Here is a 14,989-nt window from a genome sequence, read left to right as displayed (position 1 = left end):
GCTCGTAAAGCGGAATACCTGTGAGATCCTTGGTCGAGGAGGTGCCGGCTTATTCCCTTTACGATGCCAGCCGGAATGGTCCCTTCGGCACGACTGTTTCCGGCCGGTAGTGCCAGTTTTCTTGCATGATATTAGGTTTGGCATTTGGGCGTGGCGCTGCTATGCAGGAGTGGCCTGCGGAGAGTTCTGGCAACCTCGATTCGCAGCAGATCGAGTCTATAGAGAGTCAAAGCGAGTAAGCCGAAGTGCGACTTTGTGTCCAAAATCACGAAAGAATTAATCGTCAGCAATAAGCTTGGAATTCACGCCAGGCCAGCGGCGATGTTTGTACGCACAGCCAACCGCTTTGAGTGCCAGGTCTACGTGGAGAAAGACGGCGAGCGAGTTAACGGGAAGAGCATCATGGGCCTGATGATGCTCGCAGCCGGGCCGGGCAGCCGTCTTATGCTGTATGCTGAGGGTGAAGACGCCTCCTCGGCGGTTACCGAGTTGGAGTTGCTTCTGAAGCGAAAATTCGACGAAGAGTAACCTGCTTGCCCTCTGAGACGTGGCTCAACCCTCCCTCCATCGTGTTGCCTCCTTGTTTGCCCTCGCTGGCGTTGCCCTTGGGGCTTTTGGCGCACACGGGCTCAAAGCAGTCCTCGCGGAGAACGGCACCGCTCAGACCTGGGAAACCGCCGTTTTTTACCATTTGGTGCACGCCCTCGCTTTGTTCGTCGTGTCAGGATGGCCATCCATCCCTCGGGGGCCGTACTGTTGCTTTGTAGCTGGCATTGTTCTCTTTTCCGGCTCCCTTTACGTTTTGGCTGTGACGGGCATCAAAGCCCTCGGGGCGGTCACTCCTTTGGGAGGAGTTGCATTCCTTGCCGGCTGGCTGTGGCTGGCCCTGCGCCGCTAGCAGCAACCACCGCCGTCGCGATGGCACGGCTGTTGAGAGGTGCGGAAGCCTTGGGAGCGGGGGGCAAGACTCTTCCTGGGAGGTTGTCTCGGCCTTTCTTTCGGGCCTTTTAGGAGCCGAGGCTTGGTTCATGGAGGGGAGCCGGCTAGGATCGGGCTGATCTGCATGATCCTTCGGTTCTCACTGATTTGGTGCTCCTCCGCGTTCTCCGCGCCTCCGCGAGAAAAGATCCCCTCTCCTGATTCGGAAGGACTACCGGAATCCCTCGCGGAGGCGCGGAGAACGCGGAGAGGAAAGAGTTCACGGAGAGGCCGTCGGCCCTATGTCAGAATGCTGCTGAAGGTCTGCTTGCCCCTGCGTGCCTACCCGTCACGGCTCTATTTTTGGTTGGCGCTGCTTTTAGGGCGGGCCGCGGCGGTGGTTAAGGTTTTGACCCGGTAAAGAGTCGTGCGTGCGGTGATAAAAACGCTGCGGCCATCCTCCCCTCCAAAGCAAAGATTGGCGGCCGATTCAGGCAAATTGACTTTGGCGATCAAGTTTCCGTCCGGAAGAAAGACCTGCACGCCGTTTCCTGAACTCGACCACACGCGGCCCTCGGCGTCGCAGCGAATCCCGTCGGGACCGCCCGGGTTGATGGTGCAAAAGACTTTGCCATTCGCCAGTTGTCCGTTGTCTAGAACGTCGAAGACCCGAATGTGGTGGGGCTTGCCGGAGTCGGCGATGTAGAGCTTTTTCTCATCCGGAGAAAAGCACAGCCCGTTTGGCTTATCGAAATCCAGGGCTACGGCGGAAATGGCCTTCTGGCTTTCATCGAAGCGGAACACATAGTTTCCCTCCATCTCCTTGGTGGCTTCCTTGGGTAGTCCGTAGTCGGGATCGGTGAACCAATAAGTCCCGTCGCTCCTGACCACGACATCATTCGGAGAGTTGAACTTTTTCCCGTTAAATTCGTCGACGACCGTTTTGACGTTGTCTTTTCGCGTCGTGAAGGAAAGGCGTCGGCCGCTGTGCTCGGCGGTTACTAGCCGATCTTTGAGATCCAGATTGTTTCCATTGGCATGGCGGCTGGGGAAGCGGAAAAGCGTGACACCGGTGCTGGGGCTCCAGCGTTTGAGTTCGTTGGCCGGGATATCACTAAACACGAGAAAACCCCCGTCCTTTGGAATCCAGACCGGTCCTTCCACGAATTTGAATCCGGAGGCCAGCTTCTCGACATCGGTGTTGGGAGCGAAGATTTTGGCTGATTCAGAAGCGTTCAGGGGTTCGATCGCAGAGGCTCGGGCGTTGGGTTGGAGAATCAGGGGCACGAGCGAGATCGCCAAGGTGAGTGGGAGCAGCAGGCCGTTCATAAAGATTCAGACGCGTTGAGTTTCCGGAGGGTTAACAGGAAAATGCCTCGCTGCCTACCTGATTTGGTGGATTTGTCGTAGAACCGCGGATTTCTCCGGAGAGAATCTCGGAGGCGGCCGCATAGAAAAACCGCGAAGTGGTGTTGGGTGGTGGTTCGCGTCGAAACTAGGGGAAGCAGCGGCCCTGGGCTAGGGGAATCCCGGATGCTGAAACATCGAGCGGCAAAATATGCCAGTTATCTGAGACTTACAGAGGAAACTCGAAGGCGATCAGAAAACCTGAAGACAACAGAATCAGACTTCTGTTCAAACGGAAGGAAAAAAGGTGTTGACTGTTGCCCTCACATTTGGCACAGTGCGCCTACACACAGAACAAAACACAAAGCCACATGAGAACAAAAACACTACTTCTTACGGCTGCTCTTTCCGCTGCTGGCGTTATGGCCACGATGGCGGCTGGGGTGACCTCGGTTAACGTGGTCGGATACATCAACGTCTCCGTCCCGGCTGGATTCTCGTTCATCGCGAATCAGCTCTCTGCTCAAAACGAAAAGATCTCTGCGTTGATCAGCCGCCCGCCCGACGGAACGGTTGTTTACACCTGGGACAATGGTTTTGCTGCTAACTCGTTCAACCTCTTCGGTGACGAGACCTGGGATAATCCGGACACCATCCTGACCCCGGGAAGCGGTGCGTTGATCTACAACGCCACTGCGACCGCTTTCACTGTCACCTTCGTTGGTGAAGTGAAGCAGGGCACCCTCACCACCACCATCCCGAACGGTTTCTCCTTCATCAGCTCCCAGGTTCCTCAAGAAGGCACCCTGAGCGCGTTGGGATATACCGCTAAGGACGGAGATGTCCTCTACAAGTGGGACGGCGGCTTCTCGGCCTCCACCTACAACCTCTTCGGTGACAACACCTGGGATCCCGCAGAGCCGACGCTCGCCGTGGGTCAATCCGCGCTGTTGTTCTCCACTGGAGGCAGCTGGTCCCGGACGTTCAACGTTCCCTGAACCTCTTGAGCATCTAGTTCGTTTTCCAACCATATAACAACCACAACCATCATGAAAAAATTGTTCGTAACACTCGCCCTGGCAACCGTTGCTGTGGGTGCATTTGCTCAGGGTTCTCTGACCTATCAGTCGACCCTCGGTGTCGGTAAGGAAAAGTATATCTTCCAGCCCAATCCGTCCGCTCCGACCGTTGCTAAGAACGGTGGAACCCTGGCTGACTACGCTGGTTTCTCTAAGGTTGAAGGCGCTGGCTACTCCGCCGAGCTCTATTGGGCTGCTGGCGAAGGCGCTGCCGAAAGCAGCCTGAAGGCCGTTGCTGGCTCTTTGGTCGCTTTCCGGACTGGCACCACTGCTGGTTTGATCGCTGGTAAGTCCAAGCTCGACATTGCCGGCACCGTGGGTGGCGACAAAGTCACTCTGCAGCTCCGCGTTTGGAACAACGAGGGCGGCACGATCACCAGCTGGGACAATGCCGTTGAAAAGGGTGCCTCCAACCTGTTCACTCATGAACTGGCTGGCGTTGGCGCTGATGGCTCCCCGAAGTTGGGCACCGGCAGCATTGCCAATGGTCTGACCTACTTCAGCTTGACCGTTCCTGAGCCCTCTGTGGTTGCTCTCGGCGCTCTCGGACTCGGAGCTCTGCTCCTCCGCCGCCGCAAGTAATCTAAGGCTTAGCAAAAGCTAATTCACAAAGCCGCCCAGCAATGGGCGGCTTTTTTGTTTTTGGCAGTGGATGGTTGGGTGAGGCCTACACGGAGGTGTCGTGAGGTCGGCACCGTTTCGGTTTGAGACTTCTCGCCGATCTTGAGGGTTGACGAAGGTGTGCATCCTCGCCCATGAAGGGGGTTGGAATCATGAAAATGCGGACTTCCCATATGAACACGGAGGAGCTTCTGCTCGAGCGTATGACCACCCCTACGGCTGGTCTTATCGACCACATGAGCACGGTGGAGTCTCCCTTGGTGCTGCTAGGTGCAGGTGGAAAAATGGGACCGAGCCTGGCTGTGCTGGCCAAACGTGCGGCGGTTGAAGCGAAACGAGACATCGAGGTGATTGCTGTGAGCCGGTTCACAGATACCGGTGCTGCTCGCTGGCTCCAGACGCAGGGGGTTCGGACAGTCTCCGCAGATCTTTTGAATCACGAAGCATACCGGTCCCTGCCGGAGGCCTTGAACGTGGTTTACCTCGTGGGGCTGAAGTTCGGCACCTCCGCTGATCCATCTGCTACCTGGGCGGCAAACACCGTTATCCCTACTTGGGCTGCGACCCGATACCCCAGAGCGAAATGGTCGATCCTCTCGACCGGCAACGTCTATCCGCTGGTAGATGTCCATTCCGGCGGAGCCCGAGAGAATCACCCACTGACACCCATCGGCGAGTATGCGAACGCCGCCGTCGCCCGGGAGCGAGTCTTTGAATTCTTCTCCCGACGCCACGGCACCCCGATGACCTTCCTGCGCCTGAGCTACGCCATCGATCTTCGCTATGGGGTTCTGGTTGATCTGGCGCTTAAGGTCTGGCGGGGGGAATCTGTAGAGGTTGGAACGCCGTTCTTCAACTGCATCTGGCAAGGTGATGCCAACGAAATGGTGATTCGTTCACTGGCCCACGCTACCTCTCCCCCGCTGCCGGTGAATCTGACGGGCGAGGCGCCGGTGTCCGTTCGTGAGGCCGCCTTAGCCTTGGGTAAACGGATGGGGCGCGAACCCGTGTTCGTAGGTCAAGAGGCTCAGACGGCACTGCTCAGCAATACAGAACTCATGCGAGAAACCCTCGGATCTCCCTCCACCTCACTGGAGTCGATGATTCAATGGGTAGCGGAATGGGTCATGACGGGAGGGCGTCTTTATAATCGCCCAACTCATTTTGAGGTTCGTGATGGGAAATACTAAATCCGTCCAAGGTGGCGTGAAAGCTGACCGAGCTCCGGTTGCCGTCCGGTCCCTGCTGCAGCAGGGCTTGGTGATTCCCGCACATCCCCTCGCCTTGACCGCGGAACGTCGATTAGACGAGAAATATCAGCGAGCACTGACGCGCTACTATCATGCCTCCGGAGCCGGAGGGATTGCGGTCGGGGTCCACACGACTCAGTTTGAGATTCGGGAACCTGCACATGGTCTGCTTCAACCGGTGCTCCAGCTGGCAGTCAACACGTTGCAGGACTGTGATCAGCGCAGTGGCCGCACCACCGTTCGGATCGCCGGAATTTGCGGAGAAATCGGTCAGGCGATGAGCGAAGCGCTGTTGGCGCGTGAGTTGGGGTATCAGGTCGGCCTCGTTGCGCTTCGCGGGTTTTCGGAAAAGTCCGAGGAAGACTTGGTGGAGCACTGCCGGCAGGTCGCCCAGATCCTACCCATTATGGGATTCTATCTTCAGGCGGCCGTCGGTGGACGCCGGCTCTCCTATCGCTTTTGGCGGCGTCTTTGTGAGTTGGAGGGGCTGGCGGCGATCAAGGTGGCGCCGTTCAATCGGTATCAGACGCAGGATGTTCTGCGTGCAGTAGTCGACTCGGGAAGGGGGGACGTCGCCCTGTACACCGGCAACGATGACAACATTTTGCTCGATCTGCTTTGTCCTGGACCCACAGAGGGGAAGGCAGGACGGGCCTCCGGCCGATTTGTGGGTGGCCTGCTGGGCCAGTGGGCCGTTTGGACAGCGAAAGCGGTGTCCTTTTTGAAGGACTGCACTCATCTACGTCAAACCGCTGTGCCGATCCCTCCCGCGATGTTCAAGCTGGCCGCAGAGCTTACGGATGCGAATGCGGCCCTTTTTGACGCGGCGAACGGATTTGGCGGATGTATTGCTGGAATTCATGAGGCCTTGCGTCGGCAAGGCTTGATGCGGGGCGTTTGGTGTCTCAACCCGAGAGAGACGCTTGGGCCGGGACAGCTTGAGGAAATCGACCGAATCTGGGCGGCTTATCCGCATCTGCGCGATGACGAGTTCGTGGAACGCCATCGGGACTCCTGGCTCAGTTGAGCCAGGCCGTGATCTACGGTTGGTCTTGAGGGATGAGCGATTTGGCGCGGGCCAGGCGGCGTTCGAGATCAGGTGAGACCTGGGGAAAGATCTGCTTCAGCCGCTCGTAGATTCCAGCCGCTGCCCGCCAATCCAGCGTGGATTCCGAGATGAGCGCCGCTTCGAGCCCGGCTTTTTTCTGCCAGAAGGGATCGGGCCTTTCGCTCTCCTGGAGATTCTTTTCGTAGAGTACTCTCTGGAGGTGAAGCTGGGCACGATCCAGAAGAGCCTGTCGGTCGCGAGTCTGGGTGGCTGATTCCGCGAGCTTTTTCAGCACGAGAGCGATTCCGATTTCGGCCTCGCTGCGGTTGCTGGCGCTGGATAGAGGGTGGAGCAGCACCTGATGGTAAGCGTTCGTCGCCTTCTTGTAGTTATCCGCCGAATCCTGTTGCGCCAGCTGCAAATAGCAGTTTCCGAGATTGCCCCATGCTTTAGGGGCCACCTCATTCGTGGGGTAGAGCAGCGTAATGTTCCGAAAAGCGGTGCTTGCAAGCTCCAACTGGCGCACGGCGTTGGTCGAGGTGGTGGCCTGCATCCAGAGACAGTCGCCGAGGGCAAAGAAGGCTTCTGCCACGAGTTTGGGGTATGGTGGATCCTTCTCGTTGACGATGCCGGTAAAGAGCTCCTGAGCATTATTGTAGCCCTGACGGGCGAAGGCCGCGCGTCCTTCCTGCATTCGGGCGTCGTAGGTGAGCTTGGTGACGGGCCAGTTTGTGTTCTGGTAGAGCCGCCTGAAATGAATCTCGGAATTGGTGTAGTTCTGCTGGCGTAGAAAGTATTCTCCAATCCAGAACTGCGCTTGCGGCGCCAGGAGATGATCCGGGTACGTAGCCACGAAATTGGTGAACAGAATGAACGCATTGCTCTCGCCTCCCGCACCGTAAGTGGCGAGTGCCAAATAGTATTCCGCATTGGGTCGCAACTCCTGATTCGTGGCAAATCGGCTCAGCCATCCGGTATAGCTGCCGAGCGCGTTGGTCCAGCGTCCTTCCCGCGTGTAGGATTCGGCGATGAGAAGCTCCGCCACGGGCTTTTGAGTGGAGAGATCCGGCACCTTGCTGAGCCACTCGCGGGCTTTTTGAGGCTGGTCTCGCAGGGTGAGGTGCTGGCCCATCAGCAGCAGGCTTCGATCCACATAGGCGCTGTCCGGCTTCCAGCTCAGCAGTCGCTCCATGGCCTCGGAAGCGCTGCGAGTGTCGTTGAGCTCGAACCCGATCCGGACCATGTGAATCAGGGCCTGATCCAGCAGCGTGTTTCTGATGCGCGGCAGGGTGAGAAATTGATTGGTAAACTTGCGGAAGCTCGTCAGCGCATTGGTATACTCGTTGAGGCGAAACTGGGTTTCCGCCAGTTTATACTGGGCAGTGGCTTGCTGCTCCGACCAGGTCAGGTTTTCGGTGGCGTCCTGGAAGGCTTGGCGGCACTCCACGAAACGGTTTTGCGCCCACAGGGCCCAACCTTTGTTCAGTTGGGCAAGCCCCAGTATGGGCCCGCTGGGCCGCGCTTGAATCACTTGATCGAAGCGCTGGAGGGCTTCGGAAAGCAGGTTTGTTCCCGCCGAGGGGTAGGCATTGGTACCGGAAAGTGCTTGGTGATGGCGGAGAACGTAGTCACGAAGAAAGATCTCGCCGTAGGTCAGAAGAGCGATGTCTGTATTGGTGGTGATCAGCTTGCTGGTCAGCAAGGCGTCCAGCTTCTGAGTCGCCAGGCCGAACTCATTTTGAGCGAGGCGCAGCTGGATGATTTGAAGTAGCGCTTCCTTCTGGCGTGGAATCGGGCTCGCCGCTCCCAGATTCTGTTCGTAGACCTTGGCGGCCTCCTCGAGTCGGTTCAGTCGCGTCAGGATTGTTGCCTGCAGGGCATAGGCTTCCGCGGAGGCCGAGGCCAGCCCTGTGGCAGCGGCGCTCGTGACTGCGTTCGAGCTCTGATTGAGAGCCGGCTGCAGCTGCTGGCTCTCCAGCAGTACACGTCCGAGCAGTTGTTCTTGCCGCCACTTCATCTCTGGAACGAGCGTTCTTCTAGCCAGGCTGCGACTCACCTCCTCCGCTGCGGAGTAGTTTTTGAGTTCCAACAGGGCTTCGACCAGCATCAGGTCACCCGAGATCACCAGGTTGTCATTGGAGCGGACTTTGGTGGCCTCGCGAAAATTCCCCTTCGGATTGCTGAGCAGCTCTACCACGCGACCCCACTCTCCCAGCTTAAAATGACATCGGGCGGCGCTGTAGGACGCCTCCAGCTGCCAGGTCGAGGTCGGATGTTGTTTGAGCAGCAGCGCAAACTGATCACTGGCCGACTTCAGGTCGCCCTTCTGGTAATACGACTCGGCCATCCAGTAGAGATACTGGTCCGTCACCCGCCCGCTCTTGGTCAGGTGTTCGCGCAGGACGGCCAGGCAGCGATCCGCATCCCCCTGTTTGAGAATAGCCCTAGCCATGAAGAGGGCAGCCTCCGGTGCTTTGTCTGAGGAGGGATACGTTTTCAGAAACTCAGAAAAGAAACTCTCGGCTACGCTGTAGCTGGCCGACTCAAACGCGCGCTGCGCTGCCACGAAAGCCTTGTTTTCTTCGTCAGGCGAGGGTGCAGCGGTTGGGGCTGGCGGAGCGGGTGCCGGGGTTTTCTCCTGGCAGAGAAGTTCGGTAGCAAATCCTAGCAGCAACGCCGCGCTCAGCGCCAGCGCGCTCGCTAGAAGCGCTCTTGGTGAATGAATGGTGCGACAGCGACTAAGGTTCATGGACAGTTGTAAGCCATTAAAACGGCATGACTGCGTTCAGGTGCCACCCCGGCTAAGACTCGGTTGCCGCGCCAGGATACGTGCGAGGAACTGGCCGGTGTAACTGGCTGCTGACCGGGCGACCTCCTCCGGCGTGCCTTGGGCCACTATTTCGCCTCCGCGAGTTCCTCCCTCAGGCCCGAGATCGATCACCCAATCGGCGGTCTTAATGACATCCAGATTGTGTTCGATGATAACCAGCGTGTTGCCCGGAGCTCGCAGCTTGAAGAGCACCTCGAGAAGTTTTGCTACATCGTGAAAGTGAAGTCCAGTCGTCGGTTCGTCCAGAATATAGAGAGTGTGGCCGGTGGCTTTGCGGCTCAGTTCGGCTGCCAGCTTGAGCCGTTGGGCCTCGCCGCCGCTGAGGGTGGTGGCGGACTGGCCCAACCGAAGATAGCCCAAGCCGACCTCTGCCAGCACGAGACACGGTTCGTAGATTTGTGGAACGGCCCGAAAAAAAGTCACTGCCTCGTCGACCGTCATCGCCAAGACGTCGGCAATGTTCATCCCTTTGTAAGCAATCTCCAAGGTTTCGCGATTGTAGCGTCGGCCATTGCATCCCTCGCAGGTCACGTAGACCGGTGGGAGAAAATGCATTTCGATCTTGATCAGGCCGTCACCTTGGCATTTTTCGCATCGCCCACCCTTGATGTTGAAGCTGAACCGTCCCGCTCCATATCCCCTGACTTTGGCGGTGGGCAGCCGCGCAAACAGGTCGCGGATCTGGTTGAAGATCCCCGTGTAGGTGGCTGGATTGCTCCGCGGGGTCCTGCCGATCGGCGTTTGGTCGACTACAATCACCTTGTCGAACAAGTCGTGTCCCTTGAGTTCGCGATGAGCACCGGGACGCTCTTTGGAGCCGTAATAGAGGCGGAACAGGGCGCGCCGTAGGATATCGTCCACCGCGGTGCTTTTACCGGAGCCGCTAACCCCGGTCACACAGGTCATTAGGCCCACCGGTATCTTGAAATCGATGTGTTTGAGGTTGTTCTCGCTCGCCCCCAGCACCTCGAGCCATCCCCGTTCCTTCGAAGGTTTCAGCCTGGTTTTGGGAATCGCGATGGAGAGCTCCCCAGACAGGTACTTGCCCGTGAGCGAGCGCGGGCTGGCGATGATCTCATCCACGGTTCCGGCGCCTACGAGTTCACCGCCACGGACCCCGGCTCCGGGCCCGAGGTCGACCACGTAGTCGGCGCTCCGAATAGTGTCCTCATCATGTTCTACCACCAGCACGGAGTTCCCTAGGTCTCGGAGGTGGTGGAGCGTGTGCAGGAGCCGATCATTGTCGCGTTGATGGAGCCCGATGCTGGGTTCGTCGAGGATATACAGCACCCCTACCAATCCGGCTCCGATTTGAGTGGCCAGACGGATCCGTTGGGCTTCTCCTCCGCTCAGAGTGCCGCTTTCTCGATCCAGGGTCAGATAGCCAAGTCCGACGTCCTTCAAAAATCCCAGGCGCGCTCGGATTTCGCGAATCACCTCCTGGGCGATTTTCTGCTGGAACTCCGTGAGACGCAGTTCGGCGAAGAACTGGTCGGCTTGCTCAATTGAAAGTGAGCAAAGATCCATGATGGAAAGTCCCGGTAATTTGGGAAGCTTCGGGTGGGGCGTGCGCACCAGCACGGAGCAGTCTCCGGATCCGATGCGGATGCACAGAATCTCGGGCTTCAGGCGTTTTCCGTTGCACGCGTCGCAAAAGGTAGGGCTCATGAACCCTTTGAGGCGGTTTCGCGTGAACTCGCTTTCGCTTTCCTGAAAGAGACGTTCCAGGTTGGGGATGACACCTTCGAAAGGCTTGCTGGAACTGGAGGTGGTCCCGGCGCGAGAAAAATGGAACTCCACTGGAGTGTCACCGCTGCCGTGCAGCAGGGCTTTTTTAAAGGACTCGGGCAGGTCCTTATAGGGGACTTCCAGACTAACCTGAAAGTGTTTGGCCAGGCCTCTGATCAAGGCCTTGTAGTAGACCACCATCCTTTTTCCGCCTCGTCGCCAGGGGAGCACGGCTCCCTTATCCAAAGATTTCTCCGAGTCGGGAACAATGAGTGACTCGTCGAAAACCATCTTCTGACCCAGCCCATGACAAACGGGACAGGCGCCAGCCGGCGAATTGAATGAAAAGTGTTTGGGGGTTACGAGATCGAAGCTTTGTCCGGTGGCTGGGCTGTAAGCACGATTCGAGTGGAGTGTTTGAATCCACAGGTTGGAATCCGAGGTCCCCGTTTCAGTGGGAACCTGGTGGAGCGCAATGAGCCTTCCTTCCCCCCATTTAATGGCCGTATCCACGGAGTCACTCAGCCGCACGCGGATCTTGTCGTCCACGACCAAGCGATCCACCACGACGTCGATGCTATGTTTAGCCTTCGGATCTACCTTGGGGCGGACATTGCCGCCGAGTTCGACCAGTTCTCCATCGATTCGGGCCCGCACAAAACCTTCGCGAGCCAGCCGTTCCAGCACATCTCGGAACTCCCCTTTTTGGTCCTGCACGACCGGGGCCAGGATCATGAGCTTGCTGCGGGCGGGGAGGGCGAGGAGCTTATCGACGATATCCGACGTGGTCTGGGGTATGATGGGAACTCCGCTGGCGGGACAAAAGCGCTGGCCGACGTTAGCCACGAGCAATCGGAGATAGTCGTAAATCTCAGTGGTGGTGGCGATGGTGGATCGAGGGGTGGCTCCGGACCCTTGCTGCTCGATGGCTATGGCCGGCGACAGACCCTCCAGATAGTCTACCTCGGGCTTTTGCATCTGATCGAGAAACTGCCGGGCATAAACCGACAAGGATTCGACGTACTTTCGCTGGCCCTCCGCATAGATGGTATCGAAGGCCAGGGAGGACTTCCCTGAGCCGCTTAAGCCAGTGAATACCACTAGCTTGTGACGAGGGATTTCGAGAGTGAGATTCTTTAGGTTGTGCTCTCGAGCCCCGCCGATCCTGATCACATCCTGCGCCATTTTTGGTGAAACGTTCGAAAACGTTGAATTCGTAACTTAGGGCCGGGGCTTTCGTAGGCCAAGACAATCTTGGCCTCCCCATCGTCCGGCACGGACGACCCAGGTACGGGGCGCCGGCCGATGCGCCAGGGGGGTGAGATTGGGGGGGCGACTCCGTCGCGGGACAAAAGCTGTAGAGGGCTACAGCACTCCATAGCGTCAAGCGCCTCGCGAAGCGTCTTGGAGTGCGGTAGCCCTCTACAGCTTTTCAGCACCCGACGGAGTTGGGAGAATTCCCGCTGGCGTGGAAACGCCTTCGGGGGGCATCGACTTCGCAATTCCCGTGCGCTGCTGAGCAAAATCGGTTAGGCACGCCGTTGGCCCTCCCTATTTAATGTCACCAGTATGATCAACATCACTCGGCTCTACTGCGGCCTTTCCCAATCGGCGGATGCGCTTCGTTACGGTCAAGGGCATGCCGCCCCGAAGACTGCGGCGGCGCGCAAACCGATCGTGGTTTGGAACATCACTCGTCGTTGCAACCTCAAGTGCATCCATTGTTACTCGGATTCTGAGGCGCGGGAATATCCGGGAGAGCTGACCTGGGAGCAATGTCAAGGGGTGATCGACGACCTAGCCTCCTTCGGTGTTCCTGGATTGCTGCTATCGGGGGGAGAGCCGTTGATCCACCCGCGTTTCTTCGACCTGGCCAGGTATGCTCGCAGCAAAGGCCTGAGGCTGACTCTCTCCACCAATGGCACCCTGATTGATCGCGCGGCTGCCGAGAAGATCAAGGAGGTGGGATTTGCCTACGTCGGGATCTCGCTCGATGGCATTGGGGCGACCCATGATTATTTTCGGGGCCGACCAGGTGCCTTTGACAAGACCGTGCAGGCCTTCCGGAACTGCAAGGCGGTCGGGCAGAAGGTTGGTCTGCGTTTGACGTTGTCGCGAAGCAACATCGATGATTTGGATCAGATCCTTGATTTCATTGAGAAGGAGGACATCGATCGGGTGTGCTTCTACCACCTGGTGTACAGCGGGCGCGGCAGCACGATGGTGGACGTTACCCACGAGGATTCGCGCATGGCCTTGGATAAGATCATAGACCGGACCGAGCGCTGGGCCGAGTCTGGCCGAGCGCGCGAGGTTCTTACCGTGGATCAGCCGGCTGATGGAGCGTATCTTTATCTGCGCTTGCTGGAGGAAGACCCGGATCGCGCGGGTGAAGTGCTGGAGTTGCTTAAGTGGAACGGTGGGGGGTCACATGGATCGGGGACAGGCATCGGCAACATCGATACCCAAGGCAATGTTCATCCCGATCAGTTCTGGCAGTCCCTCACTCTCGGCAACGTCAAGCAGACGCCTTTCAGTGAGATCTGGCAGAACCAAAACAACCCGACCTTGAATGCCCTGCGGAACCGACGCGAGAAGTTGGAAGGTCGCTGTGCCGCCTGTCGCTTTCTGGGTATTTGCGGCGGCGGTTTCCGAGTCAGAGCCGTGCAGGTCCATAACAATTTGTGGGCGCCTGATCCGGCGTGCTATTTGAACGAGGAAGAGATTTTGACGAACTAGCAGCCTGTCGGGCCTTTCCAAACCGGACGTGAGTCCGGCTGTGGGGCTCGTTTGTGCTGAGTTATCTCTTGGGAACCGTCGCGACAGGCTGCTAGATAATTTCCTGCGGAAAAGAGCCGATCCGCTGATGGAATATTTTATTCCACCACCGCGGCCGATACCATCTCGAGCACCCGTCGGAGGCCATCGTCCCCGCCCATACTTCCTTCATTAAACGGGGTGCGCGGGATTGCTTTCCAGGTATCGCGGCTGGTGTCGGGGGCTACCGTTTGCGGGATCCCGGTCAGCTTGGGATCGTATTGACCGTTGTGGCCGCCGAGCTTGTAGATCACCAGGTCTAACGAAGGCACCACGAAGAGGCCAAAGCCGCCGGCCCCGGACTTATAGTAGGCATCGCGCGGGGCGCCGGCGACATGGCCGTCCGAGTTGTGCTCGAACATCAGGCTGTACGGGGTGTGTGGGTTGTGGGGAGAGGGTTGATTGCAGAGGGCGATGTAGTCGGCGGGCACCAGTTGCTGCTGCTTCCATCGGCCCTTCTGCAGTAGGCAGTATCCGAAGCGGAGGGCATCGGTTGAGTGCAGGGCGATGCTGCCGGCGCCGTTGGCGTGAGGCAGGTGGACGTCGCCCAAATGCAGACAATAGCCCCAGGTGCCCCAACCCATGGGCTTGGCCAGTCGCTCGTTGATATAGTCCTGAAGCTCCATTCCGGTGATTCGGCGGAGCACCATGGAGGCGATGTGAGGGGCGGGCGAGGAGTAGGAATAGCCGGCACCTGCGTTGGTCCATAGCACGGTACGAAGGGAGGAAGTGTCCAGATCGCGAATGTTTTGCCCGGGTGCGGGTTGCAACGGCACGACTCGCCCCATCACTACACCCGGGCTGCTGCCTTCCCCATGATAGCCGGCGGTCATGCACAGCAGCTGGCCGAAGGTGATATCGGCCTTGCGAGGGTCGTCCAGGGGAAAGGCTTCGGGGAGGTATTTCTCGGTAAACACTTTTTGGTTCAAGCCATCCGGAATCGCGGAGCGGAATTCTTGAAGCATGATGCCGCACGCGATGCTCGTGAAGGCCTTTCCGGTGGATGCCATATCGGGATTGGCGTTGCGATGCGCGCGTCCGTAATATCTTTCGTAGACGAGATATCCGTGGCGTAACACCAACAGCCCGCCGCTCTGGCTGCACCGTTGCGTGAACTCGAATGCCTGATTGAGGCGATCCAACCGCAGGCCCGCTTTCTCTCGAATCGAAGCGTCGTCTGACAGGGTTCTCCACCCGCCGTCTGAGTCGGGCGGCGGAAAGTAGTCAGCGGCCTTTGCGGAGTGAAGCGCCAGCAGGACGGCCACCAGCAAGATGCCGGGACGCAAGCTCGCCAGCCGTAAAAGTCGGGAAGAGGTCATGCGTTCGTCTAGACGAAGTTTTATCCGGGGTC

The 14,989-nt window shown here is 58.2% G+C and carries 11 protein-coding genes; 7 read left to right on the top strand and 4 right to left on the bottom strand.

Annotated elements, in window-relative coordinates; all coding sequences use genetic code 11:
• Positions 1–255: 255 nt before the first annotated feature.
• A complete protein-coding gene (locus JNN07_12170; protein MBL9168490.1) occupies positions 256–528 on the top strand; it encodes an HPr family phosphocarrier protein in 273 nt (90 codons plus the stop codon).
• Between the two features lie 19 nt (positions 529–547).
• Entirely contained in the window at positions 548–898 is a 351-nt protein-coding gene (locus tag JNN07_12165) for a DUF423 domain-containing protein (protein ID MBL9168489.1), read from the top strand.
• A 377-nt stretch (positions 899–1,275) separates the two neighbouring features.
• Here JNN07_12165 and JNN07_12160 read toward each other — a convergent pair whose 3' ends face one another.
• Positions 1,276–2,247: an SMP-30/gluconolactonase/LRE family protein gene (locus JNN07_12160; protein MBL9168488.1), complete on the bottom strand. Its 972-nt coding sequence runs from the start codon at positions 2,245–2,247 to the stop codon at positions 1,276–1,278.
• A 389-nt stretch (positions 2,248–2,636) separates the two neighbouring features.
• Here JNN07_12160 and JNN07_12155 point away from each other — a divergent pair, with 389 nt between their 5' ends.
• From JNN07_12155 to JNN07_12140, 4 genes are all read left to right on the top strand, one after another.
• Positions 2,637–3,263, top strand: coding sequence for a hypothetical protein (locus tag JNN07_12155; protein MBL9168487.1), 627 nt, complete (start codon positions 2,637–2,639; stop codon positions 3,261–3,263).
• 51 nt (positions 3,264–3,314) lie between these two features.
• Positions 3,315–3,926: a PEP-CTERM sorting domain-containing protein gene (locus JNN07_12150; protein MBL9168486.1), complete on the top strand. Its 612-nt coding sequence runs from the start codon at positions 3,315–3,317 to the stop codon at positions 3,924–3,926.
• A 191-nt stretch (positions 3,927–4,117) separates the two neighbouring features.
• On the top strand, positions 4,118–5,155 hold the full coding sequence (locus JNN07_12145) for an NAD(P)-dependent oxidoreductase (GenBank protein ID MBL9168485.1): 1,038 nt from the start codon (positions 4,118–4,120) through the stop codon (positions 5,153–5,155).
• Between the two features lie 16 nt (positions 5,156–5,171).
• Positions 5,172–6,242 (top strand): hypothetical protein, encoded by a 1,071-nt coding sequence (locus JNN07_12140; protein ID MBL9168484.1) that lies wholly within the window; start codon positions 5,172–5,174, stop codon positions 6,240–6,242.
• A 13-nt stretch (positions 6,243–6,255) separates the two neighbouring features.
• On the opposite strand, the gene JNN07_12135 is transcribed toward JNN07_12140, so the two are convergent.
• Positions 6,256–9,012 carry a tetratricopeptide repeat protein gene (locus JNN07_12135; protein ID MBL9168483.1) on the bottom strand — a complete coding sequence of 919 codons (2,757 nt, stop codon included), beginning with the start codon at positions 9,010–9,012 and terminating at the stop codon, positions 6,256–6,258.
• 36 nt (positions 9,013–9,048) lie between these two features.
• Positions 9,049–12,006, bottom strand: coding sequence for an excinuclease ABC subunit UvrA (gene uvrA / locus JNN07_12130; GenBank protein MBL9168482.1), 2,958 nt, complete (start codon positions 12,004–12,006; stop codon positions 9,049–9,051).
• Between the two features lie 384 nt (positions 12,007–12,390).
• Between uvrA and JNN07_12125 the strand changes: the two genes are divergently transcribed.
• On the top strand, positions 12,391–13,560 hold the full coding sequence (locus JNN07_12125) for a radical SAM protein (protein MBL9168481.1): 1,170 nt from the start codon (positions 12,391–12,393) through the stop codon (positions 13,558–13,560).
• A 137-nt stretch (positions 13,561–13,697) separates the two neighbouring features.
• Here the strand turns inward: JNN07_12125 and JNN07_12120 are convergent, their stop codons facing one another.
• Positions 13,698–14,957 (bottom strand): serine hydrolase, encoded by a 1,260-nt coding sequence (locus tag JNN07_12120; protein MBL9168480.1) that lies wholly within the window; start codon positions 14,955–14,957, stop codon positions 13,698–13,700.
• Between the last annotated feature and the right edge of the window lie 32 nt (positions 14,958–14,989).

This window comes from Verrucomicrobiales bacterium, assembly GCA_016793885.1.
Classification (GTDB): domain Bacteria; phylum Verrucomicrobiota; class Verrucomicrobiia; order Limisphaerales; family UBA11320; genus UBA11320.
The sequence above is the reverse complement of the archived record's forward strand: the minus strand, read 5'-3'. Positions and strand labels throughout refer to the sequence as shown.

Coding starts and splice junctions, on each gene's coding strand:
- JNN07_12150 (MBL9168486.1), top strand. CDS start 3,315: ATGAAAAAATTGTTCGTAACACTCGCCCTGGCAACCGTTGCTGTGGGT.
- JNN07_12155 (MBL9168487.1), top strand. CDS start 2,637: ATGAGAACAAAAACACTACTTCTTACGGCTGCTCTTTCCGCTGCTGGC.
- JNN07_12120 (MBL9168480.1), bottom strand. CDS start 14,957: ATGACCTCTTCCCGACTTTTACGGCTGGCGAGCTTGCGTCCCGGCATC.
- uvrA (MBL9168482.1), bottom strand. CDS start 12,006: ATGGCGCAGGATGTGATCAGGATCGGCGGGGCTCGAGAGCACAACCTA.
- JNN07_12135 (MBL9168483.1), bottom strand. CDS start 9,012: ATGAACCTTAGTCGCTGTCGCACCATTCATTCACCAAGAGCGCTTCTA.
- JNN07_12160 (MBL9168488.1), bottom strand. CDS start 2,247: ATGAACGGCCTGCTGCTCCCACTCACCTTGGCGATCTCGCTCGTGCCC.
- JNN07_12145 (MBL9168485.1), top strand. CDS start 4,118: ATGAAAATGCGGACTTCCCATATGAACACGGAGGAGCTTCTGCTCGAG.
- JNN07_12125 (MBL9168481.1), top strand. CDS start 12,391: ATGATCAACATCACTCGGCTCTACTGCGGCCTTTCCCAATCGGCGGAT.